Source organism: Phaeobacter sp. SYSU ZJ3003 (genome assembly GCF_041300735.1).
Lineage (GTDB): Bacteria > Pseudomonadota > Alphaproteobacteria > Rhodobacterales > Rhodobacteraceae > Phycobacter > Phycobacter gallaeciensis_A.
In genome coordinates, this window is record NZ_PXNU01000026.1 from 14,507 (window position 1) to 33,383 (window position 18,877).

Sequence of the window (18,877 nt, forward strand, 5' to 3'; positions counted from 1 at the left end):
ATGGTGGGTATGTTTACATCAGTGCAACGAGTGCAGACCAAACTGCCAAATTAACACGGGGAGCCTGTTTTGGCTGATGCGTCAAACAGTGATGCGTTCGTTGAATTCGAACGTGTCCAAAAGAGTTATGATGGCGAAACGCTCGTCGTCAAAGACCTTAACCTGGTGATGCTTAAAGGTGAGTTTCTGACAATGCTTGGGCCGTCTGGCTCTGGCAAGACAACTTGCCTTATGATGCTTGCCGGATTTGAAACCGCCACCCACGGGGATATCCGTCTGGGCGGTGTTTCGATCAACAACATTCCGCCGCACAAGCGTGGCATCGGCATGGTGTTCCAGAACTATGCGCTGTTCCCGCATATGACCATCGCCGAGAACCTCAGCTTTCCGCTGGAAGTCCGCAAGATGGGCAAGTCCGAGCGTGAAGAGAAGGTCAAGCGTGCGCTGGACATGGTGGAAATGGGCGCCTTTGGCGGCCGCCGCCCTGCGCAGCTTTCGGGTGGTCAGCAGCAGCGGGTCGCTTTGGCACGTGCGCTCGTGTTCGAACCCGAGCTGGTTCTGATGGACGAACCGCTGGGCGCGCTGGACAAACAGCTGCGCGAAAAGATGCAGTTCGAGATCACCGATCTTGCCCACCGTCTGGGCATTACCGTGGTCTATGTGACCCACGACCAGACCGAAGCGCTGACCATGTCGGACCGCGTTGCTGTGTTCGACGATGGCCGTATTCAGCAGCTGGCGCCGCCGGATCAGCTTTATGAAGAGCCGGAAAACAGCTTCGTCGCGCAGTTCATTGGTGAGAACAACACCCTTGAAGGCACCGTGAAAGAGATCAACAACGGTCTTGCTCTGGTGCAGCTGGATGGTGGCGAATTGATCGACTGTAAGCCGATCAACGTGTCCCAGCCCGGCGAGCGCACCCGCGTTTCCATCCGCCCCGAGCGGGTCGAATACAACAAGGAACGCCTGCAGGAAGGCGCCCACACCCTGAAGGCCGAAGTGCTGGAATTCATCTACATGGGTGACATCTTCCGTACCCGTCTGCGGGTGGCGGGAAATGACGAATTCATTATCAAGACACGGAACGCACCGGACCAGGTTCGCCTGAAGCCGGGCCAGCAGATTGAAATCGGCTGGCTGCCCGAAGACTGCCGCGCGCTGGACGCCTGACGACGGCGCGCGCTTTGAAACCCCCGGCGGCCAAGTGACCGGGGGATCACAGTTAAATTCAAGATCAACAAGGAGAGAGTGTTTATGAAACTCACCAAACTGACAGCCCTTGCCGCCACGACGGCGCTCTGCGCGCCGATGGCGTTCGCAGAAATGGCAGACGAGATGACCATCGTGTCCTGGGGTGGCGCATATTCGAACTCCCAGCTGAAGGCCTATCACGAGCCCTATGCTGAAAAGACCGGCGTCAAGATCATCAACGACGAAAGCTCGGCCGAAGCGGTTGCGAAGCTGCGCGCGATGAACGAAGCGGGCAACGTGACCTGGGACGTGGTTGACGTGGTTGCTGCGGACGCGATGCGTCTGTGCGACGAAGGTCTGGCGATGGAAATCGACGCGGATGAGCAACTGGCCGCCGCGCCCGATGGCACCCCGGCCTCCGAAGACTTCGGCGAACTGCTGGTGTCCGACTGCTTCATCCCGCAGATCGTTTACTCGACCACCTTCGGCTACCGCACCGACATGGTCGGCGATACGCCTCCGGATGACATCTGCGACGTCTTCGACCTGGAAGCCTATCCGGGCAAGCGCGCGCTGGAGAAGCGTCCGATCAACAACATGGAATGGGCTCTGCTCTGCGACGGCGTTGCAAAGGACGAAGTCTATGACGTGCTGGAGACCGAAGAAGGTCAAGAGCAGGCCCTGGCCAAGCTCGACACCATCAAGGACAGCGTGATCTGGTGGTCTGCTGGCGCCGACACTCCGCAGCTGCTGGCTGACGGCGAAGTCGTGATGGGCTCCACCTACAACGGTCGTCTGTTCTCGGTCATCGAAGAGCAGAAGCAGCCCGTCGCCATGATGTGGGACGCGCAGGTGTTCGACTTGGACGGTTGGATCATTCCGGCAGGTCTGTCCGACGAGCGTAAAGCCCGCGCGCTGGACTACATCATGTTCGCAACCGACACCCAGCGTCTGGCGGACCAGGCCAAGTACATCTCCTACGGTCCGGCCCGTGCGTCCTCCGCTCCGCTGGTTGGCAAGCACGCCGAACTGGGCATCGACATGGCGCCGCACATGCCGACCGATCCGGCAAACGCAAAGAACACGTTCCTCTACAACTACGAGTTCTGGGCTGACTACCGCGACGACATCGACGCCAAATTCCAGGCGTGGCTGGCCAAGTAAGCCGGTCTGAAGACCTCGCCAGAGAGCGCCCGGCGCTCTCTGGCACCCACTCTTCGTATCAGGTCGCATCTGAACGACCGGAAGAGCAAAACCCGCGGGCGACACAGCGGGCAAAACACAGGGATAGATATGAGCGACACCACCCAATCCGGCCCGGTTCTGGCGGCTGACGGCACGCCATTGAAGCGCAGCCTGGCCCGCGCCCTGAGAATGCAAAAGATGCGTGCGCTGATGCTGATCGCACCGCTTCTGCTCTTCATCCTTCTGACCTTCATTCTCCCGATCGGCGACATGCTGTTCCGCTCGGTCGAGAACCGGATCGTTTCGGACACGCTTCCCAAGACCGTGGTCACCCTTGCCGACTGGGACGCCAAAAGCGGTGAAGCCCCCGGCGACGCGGTATATGAAGAGCTATATTACGATTTATTTGTGGCGGCAGAGGCCAAGGAGCATACCAAGCTCGGCACCCGCCTGAACTATGAACAGACCGGTATTTCCTCCCTGTTCCGCAGCAGCGGCCGCAAGGTTGATGACATCGGCAAGGACCACGTCAAAGCCATCGAACGCGCTGCCGATCGCGCCCTCAAGGATGAGGCGCTCTGGTTCGAAATCATGACCGGTGGCAGTGGCGCGGCGGGCAATTCCGATCTGCTGACCGCACAGCGCGAAAAGATGCGCAATCTCACGGATGAGGTTTTCCCGGCCGATATCGGCTTTGTTCCCGGCGCCGAGATTTCCGAACTCTTCCCGCGCATGGCGACCGCCTATACCGATTTCGCGCTGTTCACGGCGATCATTGATCAGGATGTCGTGGCCGAAGAAGATCCCTGGGAAAGCGTTTTCGTGGCCTTTGCCACCGAAGTGCAGGCCCCCGGTGGCGCAGAAAAACTGGCTAGCTATAGCGGCCCCGGCGCGGCTGAACTTCAGGCCGCGGGCGCAGCACTGGCCGATCTGGAGCCGATTTCCTTCAAGGCAGCCTTCCTCGATATCGACGAAGACTGGGGCGACGTCGACAACTGGCGCACCATCCAGACCTACAGCCCGAAATATACCAGCGGCTATTTCCTGAACTCCATCGACATGCAGAAAGGCCCGGATGGCGCCGAAGCGCGCCCCGAGAACCAGCAGATCTACATCACGCTGCTCAAGCGTACGATGTTCATGTCTCTGGTGATCACGGGTTCCTGTATTCTGCTAGGGTACCCGGTGGCCTGGATCCTTGCGAACCTGCCGACACGCTCGGCCAACCTGCTGATGATCCTGGTGCTGCTGCCTTTCTGGACCTCGCTTCTGGTGCGGACATCGGCGTGGAAGGTGATGCTGCAGCAACAGGGCGTCATCAACGACGTGCTGGTCTGGCTGGGGCTTGTGGCGGATGACGCCCGGCTGGTGATGATTAACAACCAGTTCGGTACCATCGTGGCGATGACCCACATCCTGCTGCCCTTCATGATCCTGCCGATGTATTCGGTGATGCAGACGATCAACCCATCCTACCTGCGCGCGGCGAAGTCGCTGGGCGCGACCAACTGGACGGCCTTCTGGCGGGTTTATTTCCCGCAGTCGGTGCCCGGTATCGGCGCGGGGTCGATCCTCGTCTTCATTCTGGCCATCGGCTACTACATCACCCCGGAAATCGTCGGCGGCACCAAGGGTGTCTTCATCTCGAACCGGATCGCCTATCACATCTCGTCTTCGCTGAACTGGGGCCTCGCGGCTGCACTTGGCGCGATCCTTCTGGTCGTCGTTCTGGTGCTATACTGGGCCTATGACAAGATCGTCGGCATCGACAACGTGAAACTGGGATAATCGACATGGCATTGACTCCTGTTACAAATCAAACCCCCGGTTTCACCGCTGCTGTGGCAGCTGGCGCCGGAGCCTTCTTTGGTCTCTTCGTGGGCACCGCTCAGGCCACCGGCCTGATCGGGATCCTCGTCGGCGGCGCCATCTTGGGCGTACTTGGATTTGTCTTTGCGGGTATGACCGACAAGGAAAAACCGCTGCGCTGGGCGACCTTTGCGCTGTTCCTGGTGCTGGGCTACCTGTTCGGCGGGCTGCCCGCCGCGGTGGTGGGCGGCTTGTTCGGCTGGTTCGCGGGCTGGTTCATCTTCTGGCTGGCGACCTCGCGCTACCGGGCGCATCTGCCGCCCTATCTGACCCCCGGTCAGGTGTTGTGGCATTACAGTTTCCGGGTGATCTGCGGCGTTATCTTCGTCTTCCTGATCACGCCGATCCTTGTGGTGATGCCGCTCAGCTTCAATGCCGAGAACTTCTTCACTTTCACCCCGGAAATGCTGCGCTTTGATCCGGCTGGCTATTCGCTGAAGCACTACAAGGACTTCTTCAGCAATGACGACTGGCAGCAGGCGCTGTGGAACTCGATTAAGATCGCGCCGATGGCGACGATCCTGTCGGTCAGCTTCGGCACCTTGGCGGCGATTGGTCTGAGCCAGCCGCACGTGCCCTTCCGCCGCGCGATCATGGCGATCCTGATCTCTCCGATGATCGTGCCGCTGATCATTTCGGCTGCGGGCATGTACTTCTTCTACAGCCGCATCGGGATGCAGGGCACCTACTTTGGCGTGGTTCTGGCCCACGCGGCGCTGGGGATTCCCTTCGTGATCATCACCGTGACTGCGACGCTGGTGGGCTTTGACCGTTCGCTGACCCGCGCTGCGGCGAACATGGGCGCCGATCCGGTGACCACCTTCTTCCGGGTGCAGATGCCGCTGATCCTGCCCGGTGTGATTTCCGGTGGTCTCTTTGCCTTCATCACCTCCTTTGACGAGGTGGTCGTGGTGCTCTTTGTCGGCTCCGCCGGGCAGAAGACGTTGCCGTGGCAGATGTTCACCGGCCTGCGCGAACAGATCTCGCCCACCATTCTGGCGGTTGCGACCATCCTTGTGGGGATCTCAATCTGCCTGCTGACGGTGCTGGAACTGCTGCGTCGCCGCTCCGAACGTCTGCGCGGCATGAGCCCAGGCTGATACGCCACAGAACGCTGAAATAAAGAAGGCCCCGCAGAGGATGCGGGGCCTTTTCTTTTGCTCGTCGTGAGGTGTGGCTCAGCGCAGGCGCCGCAGTAGCTTGAGCGAAGCATAACCATCCGGGATCAGGCCTTTCGACGCCTGATAGCCGCGGATCGCGGCCAGCGTCTTGGGGCCGATCTTCCCATCGACGCCGCCGGTGTTGAAACCGGCCCGCGACAGGCGCTGCTGCAGCTCCTTGCGTTCCCGGAAATTCAGGGAGCGGTCGCCGCGCGGCCATTCCGCCTGGATCGCCGGTCCGCCTGCGATGCGGTCGGACAGGTGCCCCACCCCGATCACATAGGCATCGGCGGCGTTATAGCGCTCGATGACCGAGAAGTTCTTGAAGATCATGAAGGCGGCGCCATTCCCGCCGGCGGGCAGCAAGATCGAGGCCGTGCCATGGTTGGGAACGGCGCGCCCGTTGGTTCCAACAACACCCAGCCGGGCCCATTCCGCGGGGGATTTCTTCACCGACCGGCTAGCCAGACCATAGTTGAACCCGCGCGGTAGCTGCACTTCGACGCCCCAGGGCTGGCCTTTGACCCAGCCGAACCGCTTCAGATAAGCGGCGGTCGAGGCCAGCGCATCAGAGGGGTCTTCCGACCAGATGTCGCGTTTGCCATCGCCAGTGAAATCCACAGCATAGGCCAGATAGGAGGTGGGTATGAACTGGGTGTGCCCCATGGCCCCGGCCCAGCTGCCGGTCATCTTGCGCGGGGCGACGTCGCCCGATTGCAGGATCTTCAGCGCCGCGATCAGCTGCTTTTCAAAGAACCGCCCGCGGCGTCCGTCATAGGCCAGCGTCGCCAGCGATTGAATGACGTTCATATTGCCGCGGTGGTTGCCATAGTTGCTTTCCATGCCCCAGACGGCGACCACGACCTCCTTGTCGACACCATAGGTGGCTTCGATCCGGTTCAGCCGCCGCCGCTGTTCACGCAGGGCCTTTTTGCCGTTCTTGACCCGGGAGTCCGAGACGGCGCTGTCTAGGTATTCCCAGATCGTCTTGGTGAACTCGGACTGGTTGCGGTCGCGGCGAATGACGTCGTTGTCATACTCCACCCCGCGAAAGGCGCGGTTCAGGGTCGAAGAGGAGATCCCCTGTGTCATGGCACGGCGCCGGAATCCGTTGATCCACGCCTGAAAGCCACTGTTGGCGGCGACCGGCACCACCTGATCGTCCTGAACGATGTCTGGTGCCAGCCCGCTGGGGCGGCTCAAGGGGCGCAACGAGATCGCCGCCGCCAGCTGGTAAGAGCCATCAGCCGCCGGGGCGCCGCGTTCGACCGGGCGCTCAGGGGGGCGCAGGGATTCGTCGGGTCCGGCCTGTGCTGCAACTGCGCCGGTCGCGGCAAGGGCTGCCGCCTTCATCCAGATCCGCATGGGAATACTACCTTGGTTCAGTGTCTGCTCAGCTTGAATGTAATCATTGCAGGTCCATCGCAAAAGGGTGCAATCGGCAGGCGCGCAAGGCGCCGCCGAACCGGCGTAGCAGGCCGGATCTATTGGCTGTTTTACTTGCGGCGTTTGCGTTCGACCTTGCGCTTGGTCTTGGCGGCCTTGTGTTTGGATTTTGCCGCCTTGCGTTTGACGGTGCGGCCCGCCGGGCTGCGTCGTCCGCGCCCACTGCCACCTTTGGGCAGGGCCTGATCCTCAATCGACAGCAGCTCCAGCTCCAAACCGCCGGTGACCGGCGCGGCCTGTGTCAGCCTGACGGTGACGCGCTGACCGATGGCAAGCGTGAGACCGGTATCGGCCCCCATCAGCGTCCCGGCATCAGCATCGAAATGGAAGAACTCGCGTCCGATAGTACGCACGGGCACCAGCCCGTCGGCATGGGTTTCATCCAGTTTCACGAAGGCGCCGAACCGAGCAATGCCGCTGATCCGGCCGGTAAATTCATTGCCGACCCGTTCCGACAGGTAGGCCGCCAGATAGCGGTCCGTGGTGTCACGTTCCGCGATCATCGAGCGGCGCTCGGTCTCGGAAATATGAGTGGCGGTGTCGTCCAGCCGCTCGATTTCATCGGGGGTGAGGCCATCCTTGCCATTGTCCGGCCCCCAGCCATGGGCGGTAATCAGCGCTCGGTGCACGATCAGATCCGCATAGCGCCGGATGGGGGATGTGAAATGCGCATAGTTGCGAAGGGCCAGCCCGAAATGGCCAAAGTTTTCAGGGTTGTAATAGGCCTGCTGCATCGACCGCAGGGTCGAGATATTGATCAGCTCTGCATCGTCCGTGCCCGCCGCCGCATTGAGCAGCGCGTTCAGATGCCGGGTTTGCAGCACCTGTCCCTTGGCGAGGTTCAGACCCGCCGCCTGCGCTGTTTCGCGCAGCGCCTCAAGTTTCTCTGGCGCCGGTTCTTCGTGCACGCGGAACACCAGCGGTGTGCGTTTCTTGATCAGGGTCTCGGCAGCCGCGACATTGGCAAGCACCATGAATTCCTCGATCAGCCGGTGCGCCTCCAGCCGGTCACGGAAATTGACCGAGGCAACCTGTCCGTCGTCATCCAACACGATGCGCCGTTCCGGCAGATCCAGATCCAGCGGCTGACGCGCGGCGCGGGCCTTGGTCAGGGCGCGATAGGCGGCATAAAGCGGTTTGATCACGTCCTCGAGCAGGGGCGCGGTCTTCTCGCTCGGGCGCCCGTCCATGGCGTCCTGCACTTCTTGATAGCTAAGCGCGGCGCTGGAGTTTATCAGCGCCCGCATGAAGCGATGGCCGATCTTGTTGCCCTCCGCATCGACCTGCATCCGCACCACCACAGAGGCGCGCGGCACGTTTTCATGCAGCGAGCACAGATCGCCTGACAGCCGGTCCGGCAGCATCGGCACCACGCGGTCGGGGAAATAGCTGGAGTTGCCCCGTTTGCGCGCCTCGCGGTCCAATGCGGAGCCGGGCCGTACATAGGCGGCCACATCGGCAATCGCGACCCAGATCACATGGCCGCCGGGGTTCTTGGGATCGGTGTCGGCCTCGGCGAAACAGGCATCGTCGCGGTCGCGCGCATCCACCGGGTCGATGGTGATCAGCGGCAGGTCGCGCAGGTCTTCGCGTCCTTTCAGGCCAATGGGTTTGGCGGCGTCCGCCTCGGCCATCACCTGATCGGGGAATTGGTCAGGAATGCCGTGCTGGTGGATCGCGATCAGCGATACCGCCTTGGGCGCCGATGGGTCGCCCAGACGTTCGACGACGCGCGCGCGCGGCAGGCCCAGACGGGTCTTGGGACCGGCCTGTTCGGCCTCGACCAGTTCACCATCCTTGGCGCCGCCCGTTGCATCCGGCGCCACGCTCCATTCGGTCGAGCTGGATTTGTCAATCGGGACAATCCGGCCCCCTTCGGCACCGGTGCGAAAGACGCCAAGCACCCGTTTGGGGTTGGTACCGATATGGCGGATCAGCCGGGCTTCGTAATTGTGATCCGCGCCTTTGACGGCGGTCAGCCGGGCCAGGATCCGGTCGCCTTCCCCCAATGCGGGATCCGAGGCGCGCGGCATCAGCAGGATAATGGGTTCCACCCCTTCGCCATGCCATTCCATCGGGCGGCCAAACAGATCGCCGTCCCGGTCTGGACGTTTGACCGTCAGGATGGTGACGGGCGGCAATTGTTCTGGATCGCGGTAGGTTTTCCTGCGCTTCTCCAGGTGCCCTTCGGCCTCCAGTTCCTTCAATACGCGCTTGAGGTCGATACGGTCAGCCCCCTTGATGCCAAAGGCCTTGGCAATGTCGCGTTTCGAGTTCTGGGTCGGGTGGGCGGAAATCCAGTCGAGGATTTCGGCCTTGGAGGGGATACGGGTCATATCTCCCGCGTATCATGACCCGAAGACAAGGTCATGATGAAAAGAGCGGGTCAGCTGCGGCTTTGACGCAGATCTGCTGCCGTGTCCACGTCGTTCAAGATGTCTGTCTGCGCAATGCGCCAGCCCGGCAGTGTCGCAACAGAATCGGCCAGCGCGTGCTCGCTGGACCAGCGCACGTTCTGAAACAGGGTCTGCGGCAGGCGGGCCGGGTGTTTTGCCCCGACCAGCCAGTAGCCACCATCGGTGGCCGGGCCAAAGACCGCATCCGAGTGTCCCAGCGCCGCAAAAGCACGGGCGATATGGGCGCGGGTGATGCCGGGAATATCGGCGCCGATCAGGCAGACGGGGCCATGCGCCGGGGCAGAGGACACGCCTTTGAGCATCCGCTTCATGCGCTGCCCCAGATCACCGCCGCCCTGCGCCAAACGCGGCAGATCAGCGGGCCAGACGCGGGAGGTGACGGCCCGGTCCGGGGCCACGGCCAGAACGATCTGCCAGCGCGGATCGCGCAAGGCGCGGATCAGCCGGGCCGATTGATGACGAAACCACCAGGTTGCAGGGATCACGCCGATCCCCTGTCCCAACCGCGTTTTGACCCGGCCCGGGCGCGGTTCCTTGATCATGATGACAAGGGTTTGTCTTTTCATCTTAGGTCAGATCCAGAACCATATCGCGGTGATCGATCCCGGCGTCATCATAGACGGGGCCGGTGGCCGCAAATCCCAGCTTTTCATAAAAGCCGAGGGCGTGCAGCTGGGCGCCCAGCTTGGCGCGGGACATACCGGGTGTCTGGCGGGCGATCTCCACCGCCTTTTGGATCAGCGCCTTGCCTAGACCGGTTCCCCGGCCCGCCTGTGTGACGCAAACGCGCCCGATCTTGGCGGTGTCACCGGCAAAGACGATGCGCGCGGTGCCGATGGGGTGTCCATCCTGCGTGGCCAGAAGATGGGTTGCCACCTCGTCCAGCGCGTCGATCTCTTCCTCGACCGGCACGCCCTGTTCCGTGACGAAAACGTCGAACCGCAGGCGAAAACAGGCCTCGCGGTCCTCGGTGACCGCAATCTGCGCCGTCATGCGAAATAGTCTTTCAGGATGCGGGAATAGATGGCTTTCAGCTGGTGAATCTGCGCGATTTCAACGTTTTCATCCACCTGATGCATGGTCTTGCCCACGAGGCCGAACTCCACCACCGGGCAGTGCGATTTGACAAAGCGCGCGTCCGAGGTGCCGCCTGTGGTGGACAGCTCCGGCGTGACGCCGGTTTCCGCCGCCACTGCGGTTGAGACCAGATCGGAGAGTGCGCCCGGCGGCGTGATGAAGCTTTCGCCCGAGATTTTGACCTGCATGTCGATGGTGGTGCCGAACTCGGCTTCGACTTTGTCGGCTTCTGCCCGCAGCCATTCCGTCAGGCTGGCGCCGCTGTGGGCATCGTTGAAACGGATGTTCGCGGTGGCGCGGCTTTGCGCCGGGATCACGTTGGTCGCCGGGTTGCCGGTGTCGATGGTGACAACCGCGAGCGTCGAGGCGTCGAAATGCTCGGTGCCCTGATCCAGCTCGTGACTGGCGAGACGATCCATCAGCCGCGCCATGGCGTTGAGCGGATTGTTGGCCCGGTGCGGATAGGCGGAATGGCCCTGTTTGCCGGTCACGGTGAACCAGGCTGACAGCGACCCGCGGCGCCCGATCTTGATCATCTCGCCCATGGTGTCGGGGCAGGTGGGTTCCCCCACCAGGCAGACCGACATGGCCTCCCCCTGTTCCTGCATATAGTCCAGCAGCGCGGTGGTGCCGTCCAGCGCATCGCCTTCTTCATCGCCGGTGATGGTCAGGATGACGGCGCCGTCGGGCGGGGTGGTCTGCACAAAATCGATGGCGGCAGCGGCAAAGGCGGCAACGCCCGATTTCATGTCGGTGGCGCCCCGGCCATAAAGGATGCCGTCTTTTTCCTCGGCGCCAAAAGGATCGACGGTCCAGGCTGCTTCATCGCCCACGGGCACCACATCGGTGTGACCGTTGAAGCCAAAGGTGCGGGCGTGGCCTTTTGCACCCCAGCGGGCAAACAGGTTGCTGATCCCGCCGCGGTCTGCCCGGGCGCAGTCAAAGCCTGCTGCGCTTAGAATCTGCTCCAGCAGCTCCAGCGCGCCGCCCTCTTCAGGGGTGACCGACGGGCAGCGGATCAGATCGGCGGTCAGGCGGGCGGGATCGGTCGGGGACATGCGGTGGGCTCCTGAAATTCCGGTTTGTCATGGCCTAGCGTGGATCCCGGCAAGGTGCAAACCGCCAGAAGGTCGCCAAGGGGGCAGGTCATGGGACTGTGAAGGGGCGGAGAGGGGGCGAAACGTGGCGCAAAAAAGGTCATTTTGTGCACCCCCTTCAGAGGCGGGGACAGGCAAAAAGAATCGTGTTAATAATCCATTAACCAAGAAGACCTGAGGCAGGTCACCAACGCGCAGTACAGGTCCATGTGGCCACTGCATCCCGGAAAACAGGACCCGGAAGGGTCTTTACCCCGCATGGCGCCGAAAAGGCGTTTCAATGCGCCGGATGGTCTGTCTCATCGTTATGAGTGAGGGCAGGGCAATGGTGGCAGCGTCTGAACTGAACTACAATCTGGCGGCGTCTGCCGATCAGATGGCGGAAGAGATCTTTGGCACCGGCGTCACGGTGGTCAGCGCGAGCTATTCCGGTGACAGTCGTTCCTCTGCAATCTACTCGGGGGGCGATACAATAGCCCCCGGTGCAACGCCGGGCGATACTGGGGTGATCCTGTCGACGGGCCGCGCGGATGACTACACCAATTCCAGCGGCGAGGCGAACCAGCGGGCCAACCAGTCCACCAATACCAGCGGTGAGAACGACAACGCCGATTTCAACGCGGCTGCTGGCGCGCGGACCTATGATGCCTCCTATCTGGATGTGAGTTTCATTCCGGATGGCGAAGTGATGACGATGCAGTTCATCTTCTCCTCAGAGGAATTTCCGGAATACCAGGATTCGATCTATCAAGACTCGGTCTCGGTCTGGATCAATGGCGAACAGGTACAGTTGGAGGTGGGTAGCGACACCGCCAACCCGGACACTGTCAGTTCTACCAACAATCAGAACCTCTATCTCGACAATACCGGCGATGCCTATAACACCGAAATGGACGGGCTGACGCTCACCATGACGCTAACGATGGTGGTCAACCCGGATGAGGTGAACACCCTGCGCATCGGTATCGCCGATGTGGGCGACAACAAATACGACAGTAACCTTCTGATCGCTGGGGATTCGATCCAGACAGATCTGGTGGCGCAGACGGATCTGGCGCACGTGCAGGCCGACGGCAGAAAGACGATCGATGTGCTGGCCAACGATACAAATGTGTCGGGCAGCACGCTGACGATTACCCATCTGAATGGTGTCGCGGTCACAGCAGGATCGCTGGTGACGCTGAGCACTGGACAGACGGTCGAGCTGAACGGTGATGGCACGCTGACCTTGGTCGGGGATGGCGACGTGGAGGATTTCACCTTCACCTATACCGTCAGCAACGGGACCAATTCAGATACCGGGGTGGTGAATGCGACTTCGATCCCCTGCTTTGTTGCGGGCACGCTGATCCGCACCCCGCGCGGCGAAGTGCCGGTCGAGAGCCTAATGCCCGGGGATCTGGTCATGACCCGCGATGACGGGCCGCAGCCGGTGCGCTGGACCGGATCGCGCCGGGTTGCCGGGACCGGGGAATTGGCACCGGTACGGATTGCTGCGGGCAGCTTTGGCGCGCACCGGACATTGTCCGTCTCTCCGCAGCACCGGGTGCTGGTGCGCGGCGCTGCGGCGGAACTCCTGTTTGGCGAACCCGAGGTTCTGGTGACGGCGCGGGATCTGATCAATGACAGAACGGTCCGGCCCTCTCCCTGCCGCGAGGTGGAGTATGTCCACCTGATGTTCGACCGCCATCAGGTGATCTATTCTGAGGACCTGCCCAGCGAAAGCTTCCTGCCCGGTCCGGAAACCCCGAACCTGTTCGAACGGAGGGTGTTGGACGAAATCTGCGCCCTGTTCCCCGAGTTGGACCCGGAAACCGGCACCGGTTATGGACCTGCGGCCCGGCGGGCCCTGTCCGGGGCTGAGGGGCGTTTGCTGTCGGCTATGCAGATCGGCTGAGCAAGAAGTCTGCCTCCTGTGCCGCGCCATTGGGCAGGGCAGAGCATGACCCGAGGGGAGCGCGCGGCATCACGCTTGCGTGAAGCTATTATACGGCCTAAGACATTTCTGATTTCCTTAATCCAGGGTCGTGATTTCGACGTGTCTTTCTTCCGTCTTCTTCCATTGATGATGTTTGCCCTCTGGGGACAGGTTAGCCTGGCCCAGATGCTGACGGTCAACACCGTGACGCGGCCGCCGTTTTCAATGGTGGAAAATGGGGTCGATACCGGATTCTCGATCGAGCTGGTGGAGGCGATGGCTGATCGCCTTGGCTGGAACTACGAGATCAACCGGACCGAGACCTTTGCCGAGATGCTGGAGGGCGTGCGCAACGGCACGGTGGATATGGCGGCGGCCAATATCTCGATCACGGCGGCGCGCGAAACCGAAATGGATTTCAGCCAGCCAGTGTTCGAAAGCGGGCTGCAGATCATGGTGCATGCCGAGGACGTGCGGGCGCCGTCGCTGTGGCGGGCCATGCTGTCCTGGGATCTGGCGATTGCCATCGGTCTGGCGTTCCTGCTGCTGTTCGGGGGTGGCATGCTGATGTGGACATTCGAACGCCGCGCCCAGCCCTATTTCGACCGACCGCTGAAAGAGGCCTGGTTTCCGTCCTTCTGGTGGGCGCTGAATCTGGTGGTGAATGGCGGTTTTGAAGAGCGGGTGCCTCGCACTCCTATCGGTCGCCTGTTCGGGGTGCTGCTGGTGATTTCATCGCTGTTCGTGGTGTCGGTCTTTGTCGCAAAGATCACCACGGCGATGACGGTCGAGGCGATCACCGGCAAGGTGAATTCCGTCAATGACCTTTATGGCCAGCGGGTTGGCACCATCGAGGGTTCGACGGCGTCGGGTTTCCTGCAGCGGCGGGATATCGATTTCTATGGCTACCCGGGGCTGGAAGAGCTGATCGAAGCTTTTGAGGGGCGCAAGATCGACGCGGTGGTCTTTGACGCGCCGGTGCTGAATTACTACGTCACACACGAAGGCGAGGCCCACGGGCGCACCATCGGGTCTGCTTTCCTGCGGGAGAATTACGGTCTTCTGTTCCCGCAGGGCTCAGAGCACACGGAAGAAGCCAACCGCGCGCTCTTGGCACTGCAAGAAGACGGCACTTATGATCAGCTTTATAAACGCTGGTTCGGCGGATCGAGGTGATCTGGACCCCCGGTTACGCGTTCAGTGGATGGTGGGTTCTTCCCCGTCAAAGAACGGCGTCATCTGAGCGACGATAACGGCGTTCTCCGCCAGTGCGCGGTCCATCAACTCGCGCTCTTCCTCACCGATCTCGTGACCTTCGGCTTCGCGCTCGGCCAGGGTGCCGTATCCGGTCACATCCAGCGGCGCGGTGTCGGCCTGTTTCAGGATCGCCACGGTTTCGCGCACGGCTTCGGCTTCATCCACGCCCGAGGCATAGACCATCAGCGCAGCGCCCGAGGCGCCATCGGGCAGCCCGTCGCCTTCTTTGCGGCCAATCTGAACCAGCAGCGTATAGACCTGCTGGCGGGAGGGTTTCTTCTTTTCCATGGCGCAGGCCATACGCGGGGCGCGCTGCGCGGTCAATCGTCTTAGAGCCTGCAGAAGTGGTCTGCGCGGTTGTCATTTGCGCTGGTTTACCGATCCTCAACTCCGGGTCTGCTAAGGGAGGCGGGGCCGGTTCTCACGCGCCGGGCCGATTTTCTGTTTTGCTCATGCTTTTTCAGGACCGATCTTATGCCCATTGCATCCGAGTTGCCCGTCGATACCTCAGCCTCTGCGGCGCAGATGGCGGATGCGATGTTCGGCAGCGGAATTACCGTTCTCAATGCCAGCTACACAGGCGCCAAAGACGCCTCAGGCATCTATTCGGATGGCGACACGGTTGCCTCTGAAATCACCCCCTCGGACACCGGCGTGATCCTGTCGACTGGCAATGCGGCGGATGTGACCAACAGCAGCGGTGACGTGAACACCAGCTCGCGGACCACGACGCGCCACGGAGAAGCGGGCGATTCCGACCTGACCGATCTGGCGGGTATGCAGACCTATGATGCGGCGGTGTTCGAGGCTAATTTTATTCCCGCGGGCTCGACGCTGACCATGCAGTTCGTGTTCTCCTCGGAAGAGTATTTGGAGTACGTCAACAAGGGGTTCAACGACGCGGTCGGGGTCTGGGTCAACGGCGAGCAGGCCGAGCTGACGATTGGCAGCGGTGACATTTCCATCGACAATATCAACGATGGGTCGAACCAGGATCTTTATGTCGACAACAACCAGCATGACGACACCTACAATACCGAAATGGATGGCTTCACCATCACGTTGACGCTGACCGCGCCGGTCAAGCCGGGGCAGGTGAACTCGATCAAGATCGGCATCGCGGATGCGGGTGATGATAAATACGATTCCAACCTGCTGATCGCTGGGGACTCTATCCAGACCGCGCTGGTGGCAGGGGATGACGCAATCACGCTGGATGAGGGCAGTTCGGACACGCTGGATGTGCTGACCAATGACAGCCACACGCCCGGCACGACGCTGACCATCACCCATATCAACGGCCAGCCGGTGGTGGCGGGTAGCACCGTCACCCTGTCGGGCGGCCAGCGCATCACCCTGAATGACGATGGCACCTTTGACATTGCCGCGCAGGATGATGTCGACGATCCCGAGACCACGACTTTTACCTATACGGTTGCCGATGGGCTGGGGAATACCGACACGGGTCTGGTGAAAATGACCACGGTCCCCTGTTTCGTGGCCGGGACGTTAATTGATACCGCCGCGGGGCTGCAGCCGGTGGAGAGGCTGGAGCCGGGTACTCTGGTTCATACCCGTGACAATGGATTGCAGCCGCTGCGCTGGGTCGGCCGCAGCCACCGCCGCGCAGAGGGCGCCGATGCGCCGGTTGTCCTGGTCGCAGGCGCGCTGGGCGATCACGCTGCGCTAGAGCTGTCGCCCTGCCACCGGGTTCTTGTGTCCTCGGATCGGGCAGAGCTGTTGTTTGGTGCGCCGCAGGTTCTGGTCAAGGCCAAGGATCTGGTCAACGGCGACAGCATCCGCATGCGCCGTGATGGCGGCCCGGTGACCTATGTGCACCTGCTGTTTGACCGGCACGAGATCATCCGGGGCAACGGGTTGGAGAGCGAAAGCTATCATCCCGGCCTTGAAACCGCTGCCAGTTTTGATGGTGAAACGCGGGCGGAGATCCTGCACCTCATTGGCGGCGACTGGTCCGCCTACGGCCCTTCTGCCCGTCCGGCGCTGAAAGGATACGAAAGCCAGCTACTGCTGAAGGCTGGCTAAGGTTCAGGTGCGGGATCAGTACTGGGTGCGCATCCGGTAGCCCGGGTGAAAATGCATCCGGACAAAAGTCACTGGCTGCTCCTGAAACCAGGTTGCCCGTTCCATGAGGAACAGTGGTGTGCCCTCTTGCGTGCCAAGGAACCCGGCCAGCGCGGCATCCGCCGCCACCGAGGACAGGGTGATTTCGGCATTTGAAAAGGGGACCCGTGACAGCAGCCATTCATTCGGCCCGGTCTGCGAAAAATCCGCCTCCGCGACATCCGGTACCGCGTCGATATTGATCCAGCGGTCCTCGAACTGAAAGGGGCTGTTGTCGGCGTAATGCATGCATTGCAGATGCAGGACCTCTGCCCCCGCCGTCAGCCCCATCTGCGAGGACAGCCACCCCGGCGCAGGCACGGCGGCACGGCTGACCAGCCGGTAGCGATACACCGCATTCATGTCTTCGACCTGCTGGCGGGTCACGGTGATTTCCAGCCGCGCCTGTTTCACCGGCGCGATGGCAACGCGCGTGCCGCTCTTGCGCTTGCGGTCGATGATGCCACGTTCGGCCAGTTCGCGCAGCGCGCGGTTCACCGTGGCGCGGGCGCAGCCGAATTCCTCGGACAACTCCTGTTCAGTGGGGAGTAGGGCACCCTGATCCCAAACCCGGTCCTGAATGCGGCGCAGCACCTCGTCCCGGATATCCTGAAAACTGGTTTTCTTTTGTGGCTGCACCGGCTGTCCTGCTGCTGGTTGTGGCGAAAGGGTCGATCCGTTCTCGGCGCCCGGGCGCGTTTTGTAAAGTCGCGCGGTCAGAGTGCGGCGCGCAAGGACTGCACTGCGTCGCCGAAGGCGGCCAGAATCTGCTCCCGGCCCACGTGGCGCCCCTGTTTCACCTGATGACGTCCGGCGCTCCAGACATCGGTGACGGCGCCGTCACCCGCGGCGAAGCACAGACCGTCCAGCAGTTGTTCGGGCGTCAGCGCACAGAGAGCAGGCAGAGAGGTGTCGACGGCAATAAGATCGGCCAGCGCCCCGGTCTCGATCTGTCCGGCGGCGCGGCCCAGCGCCTGCGCCCCGCCCCGGGCGGCGCCCAGATACAGGGTGTCGCCGACGGATCCCGGTCCCGGGGTCATCACGTTGCGGGCCAGATCGCGCAAGCGCTGGGAATACTCCAGCTGGCGCAGCTCTTCGGGCAGGGCGATGCGGATATTGGAATCCGATCCGATCCCGAAGCGCCCGCCATGGGCCAGATATTCCGCCCCATTGAAGGGGCCATCGCCCAGATTTGCCTCGGTGATCGGGCACAGCCCCGCAACCGCGCCCGATGTGGCCAGTGCTCGGGTTTCCGCCTCGGTCATATGGGTGGCGTGGATCAGGCACCAGTCCTTGCCCACCGGCGCGTTGTTCAGCAGCCATTCGACAGGACGGGCGCCCAGCCAGTCTTGGATATCCTTCACCTCGGCGGGTTGTTCGGCGATATGGATATGGACCGGCGCGCCGTCTTGGATCTTCAGGACCTCTGCCAGATCTTCGGGGCTGGTGGCGCGCAGGGAGTGCGGAGCGATGCCAACGCGGGTGTCGGCGGGCAGGTCTCGGTCAGCATTTCTGCGAACCTGCGCCACAAGATCGGCAAACCCGTCCACCGAATTGCCGAACCGCAATTGCCCACCTGTCAGAGGCTGCTGCCCAGCCCCGCCATAGGAATACAAAACCGGCAGATGCGTCAGGCCGATACCGGTCTCGTCAGCGGCGGCAAAGACCCGGTTGCTCAGCTCGGCAGGGTCATCATAGAGGGCGCCACCGGGTTGGTGGTGGACATAGTGGAACTCACCCACGGCGGTGTACCCGGCCTCAAGCATCTCCATGAAAGTCAGCGCAGCGATGGCCTGATACTGCTCAGGGCTGAGGTGGTCGAGAAAGCGATACATCAGCTGCCGCCAGGTCCAGAAACTGTCCTGCCCGGCGGCGCGGTATTCGCTCATCCCCGCCATCGCCCGCTGAAAACTATGCGAGTGCAGGTTGGCCAGCCCCGGCAGCAGCGTGTCGACGCAGGTATCCCCATCGCCGGGCGCCGCATTGGCGGTGATCTTTGCAATGGCTCCACTCTCAATCCTCAGCCGGACGTTCTGAACCCATCCCGATGGGGTGCGGGCCTGCCGTGCAAAAATTGTCTGCATCTGATCACCTTATGTATAGACATAATATGAATATGCTCATATCAATCCTGCA

Annotated in this window: 15 protein-coding genes; 7 read left to right on the top strand and 8 right to left on the bottom strand. The window is 61.8% G+C overall.

The genetic code is table 11. From position 1 onward, the window contains the following. Positions 1-69: 69 nt before the first annotated feature. The 4 genes from C6W91_RS10595 to C6W91_RS10610 all read left to right on the top strand — a co-directional run bounded on the left by C6W91_RS10595 (position 70) and on the right by C6W91_RS10610 (position 5,345). Positions 70-1,170 (top strand): ABC transporter ATP-binding protein, encoded by a 1,101-nt coding sequence (locus C6W91_RS10595; RefSeq protein ID WP_370570803.1) that lies wholly within the window; start codon positions 70-72, stop codon positions 1,168-1,170. A gap of 84 nt (positions 1,171-1,254) precedes the next feature. Then, positions 1,255-2,355 (top strand): extracellular solute-binding protein, encoded by a 1,101-nt coding sequence (locus tag C6W91_RS10600; protein ID WP_065272162.1) that lies wholly within the window; start codon positions 1,255-1,257, stop codon positions 2,353-2,355. 129 nt (positions 2,356-2,484) lie between these two features. Further along, positions 2,485-4,164, top strand: a complete 1,680-nt coding sequence (locus tag C6W91_RS10605; RefSeq protein ID WP_274829393.1) for an ABC transporter permease — start codon at positions 2,485-2,487, stop codon at positions 4,162-4,164. A gap of 5 nt (positions 4,165-4,169) precedes the next feature. Then, a complete protein-coding gene (locus C6W91_RS10610; RefSeq protein WP_065272164.1) occupies positions 4,170-5,345 on the top strand; it encodes an ABC transporter permease in 1,176 nt (391 codons plus the stop codon). Positions 5,346-5,423: 78 nt separating this feature from the next. Here C6W91_RS10610 and C6W91_RS10615 read toward each other — a convergent pair whose 3' ends face one another. From C6W91_RS10615 to dapE, 5 genes are all read right to left on the bottom strand, one after another. Further along, positions 5,424-6,770: a lytic murein transglycosylase gene (locus C6W91_RS10615; RefSeq protein ID WP_274837904.1), complete on the bottom strand. Its 1,347-nt coding sequence runs from the start codon at positions 6,768-6,770 to the stop codon at positions 5,424-5,426. 131 nt (positions 6,771-6,901) lie between these two features. Further along, positions 6,902-9,187 (bottom strand): ribonuclease R, encoded by a 2,286-nt coding sequence (rnr, locus tag C6W91_RS10620; protein WP_370570804.1) that lies wholly within the window; start codon positions 9,185-9,187, stop codon positions 6,902-6,904. 50 nt (positions 9,188-9,237) lie between these two features. Then, positions 9,238-9,834: a TIGR04282 family arsenosugar biosynthesis glycosyltransferase gene (locus C6W91_RS10625; RefSeq protein ID WP_274837905.1), complete on the bottom strand. Its 597-nt coding sequence runs from the start codon at positions 9,832-9,834 to the stop codon at positions 9,238-9,240. Between the two features lies 1 nt (position 9,835). Beyond that, complete coding sequence (locus C6W91_RS10630) at positions 9,836-10,261, bottom strand: GNAT family N-acetyltransferase (protein ID WP_274837906.1); 426 nt, start codon at positions 10,259-10,261, stop codon at positions 9,836-9,838. After that, complete coding sequence (gene dapE, locus C6W91_RS10635; protein WP_370570805.1) at positions 10,258-11,403, bottom strand: succinyl-diaminopimelate desuccinylase; 1,146 nt, start codon at positions 11,401-11,403, stop codon at positions 10,258-10,260. Before dapE ends, C6W91_RS10630 begins: the two co-directional genes overlap by 4 nt. Positions 11,404-11,767: 364 nt before the next feature. Here dapE and C6W91_RS10640 point away from each other — a divergent pair, with 364 nt between their 5' ends. Together C6W91_RS10640 and C6W91_RS10645 are read left to right on the top strand one after the other, a co-directional pair. Beyond that, positions 11,768-13,339 carry a Hint domain-containing protein gene (locus tag C6W91_RS10640; protein ID WP_274837908.1) on the top strand — a complete coding sequence of 524 codons (1,572 nt, stop codon included), beginning with the start codon at positions 11,768-11,770 and terminating at the stop codon, positions 13,337-13,339. Positions 13,340-13,507: 168 nt separating this feature from the next. Then, complete coding sequence (locus tag C6W91_RS10645) at positions 13,508-14,536, top strand: transporter substrate-binding domain-containing protein (RefSeq protein ID WP_065272171.1); 1,029 nt, start codon at positions 13,508-13,510, stop codon at positions 14,534-14,536. A gap of 21 nt (positions 14,537-14,557) precedes the next feature. On the opposite strand, the gene C6W91_RS10650 is transcribed toward C6W91_RS10645, so the two are convergent. Beyond that, complete coding sequence (locus C6W91_RS10650; protein ID WP_065273666.1) at positions 14,558-14,905, bottom strand: hypothetical protein; 348 nt, start codon at positions 14,903-14,905, stop codon at positions 14,558-14,560. A 186-nt stretch (positions 14,906-15,091) separates the two neighbouring features. On the opposite strand from C6W91_RS10650, the gene C6W91_RS10655 reads away from it, so the two are divergent. Further along, complete coding sequence (locus C6W91_RS10655; protein WP_065272172.1) at positions 15,092-16,663, top strand: choice-of-anchor L domain-containing protein; 1,572 nt, start codon at positions 15,092-15,094, stop codon at positions 16,661-16,663. A gap of 15 nt (positions 16,664-16,678) precedes the next feature. Here the strand turns inward: C6W91_RS10655 and C6W91_RS10660 are convergent, their stop codons facing one another. Then, complete coding sequence (locus C6W91_RS10660) at positions 16,679-17,380, bottom strand: GntR family transcriptional regulator (protein ID WP_274829401.1); 702 nt, start codon at positions 17,378-17,380, stop codon at positions 16,679-16,681. Between the two features lie 77 nt (positions 17,381-17,457). Beyond that, complete coding sequence (locus C6W91_RS10665; RefSeq protein WP_274837909.1) at positions 17,458-18,825, bottom strand: formimidoylglutamate deiminase; 1,368 nt, start codon at positions 18,823-18,825, stop codon at positions 17,458-17,460. Positions 18,826-18,877 lie beyond the last annotated feature (52 nt).